The sequence below is a fragment of the Acinetobacter sp. V2 genome (assembly GCF_001188385.1).
Lineage (GTDB): Bacteria > Pseudomonadota > Gammaproteobacteria > Pseudomonadales > Moraxellaceae > Acinetobacter > Acinetobacter oleivorans.
The window spans coordinates 1,727,919-1,728,788 of the sequence record NZ_JZFB01000001.1 but is presented as its reverse complement, the minus strand read 5'-3'; the positions used below and the strand labels follow the sequence as shown (position 1 = coordinate 1,728,788).

3 protein-coding genes are annotated in these 870 nt (G+C 34.5%); 2 read left to right on the top strand and 1 reads right to left on the bottom strand.

All coding sequences use genetic code 11. The features are described from left to right. The first annotated feature begins 85 nt into the window (after positions 1-85). Together UC75_RS18740 and UC75_RS07905 are read left to right on the top strand one after the other, a co-directional pair. A complete protein-coding gene (locus UC75_RS18740) occupies positions 86-232 on the top strand; it encodes a hypothetical protein (protein ID WP_081399273.1) in 147 nt (48 codons plus the stop codon). 41 nt (positions 233-273) lie between these two features. Beyond that, positions 274-705 carry a hypothetical protein gene (locus tag UC75_RS07905; RefSeq protein ID WP_049837236.1) on the top strand — a complete coding sequence of 144 codons (432 nt, stop codon included), beginning with the start codon at positions 274-276 and terminating at the stop codon, positions 703-705. Between the two features lie 15 nt (positions 706-720). On the opposite strand, the gene UC75_RS20705 is transcribed toward UC75_RS07905, so the two are convergent. Continuing rightward, a partial coding sequence (locus UC75_RS20705; RefSeq protein ID WP_416202208.1) for a PaaI family thioesterase occupies positions 721-870 on the bottom strand: 150 nt, incomplete at its 5' end.

Genomic DNA, 870 nt, shown 5'->3' with positions numbered 1-870 from the left:
ATTAACAGTCCGTCGCTCTACCGACTGAGCTATGGGAGAATCTGCATGCGATTATAAGGAGATTTTGAGAAGGGTCAAGTCTAAATTGTCATGTTTACTTCATTTTTGTGTTGTATGCTTTTTATTTGATCAGTTGGGTGCTGTGTTAAGAAATTACTTGCACTTTAAAAAGTCAATTGCTAGATTCAAGAAAGAACAAGCGTTTGGAGAAATCCAAACAGTGTGGATTTAAACCAACTTGCCAGCACTAAAATGGCTAAATCGGAGATAAGTATGAAAACGCTTACGATCGCTTCTATTTTTTCTAATTTTGATTTTTATCAACAAAATTATCTTAATGTCTTAACTCAATCAGAATCTTATTACACACCTGTAGAAGATGCATGGATTGATGCTTATCCTTTCAAAAAACAGAATTTATATTTAGGCGATTTATTGCAACTTTGGTTTAGTTCTAAATGGAATGTGCATAATTCACTTAAAATTTTAAAAAGCTCGAAATTATTAAACCCCTCTCAATCTCTCTATATTTTTCAATTGGAAGGGGAGTTATTGTTGGGTAAAAACAAAGTGTTAGCTTGGTCTACTGAGCATCAAGAAATTATAGAACTTCAACTTAAAAATATTTGGGCACCTTATGTGATTGCGCAAACTTGTGAACGTCCAAATAACCAAGATTACTCAATAAAAAAGGCAGCGGTTTAAGGCTGCCTTTAATCCTTAGGGACGAATAATCATGCAGGTTGCTGTTGCGTAGGCATACAGTTTACCTTCCTCATCAATAATCTTTCCTTCGGAAATACCTAAATTTTTACTTAAATTAATGACTTTGCCTGTCGCAATTAAAGGATGGTTCTTTGGAATGGGGCG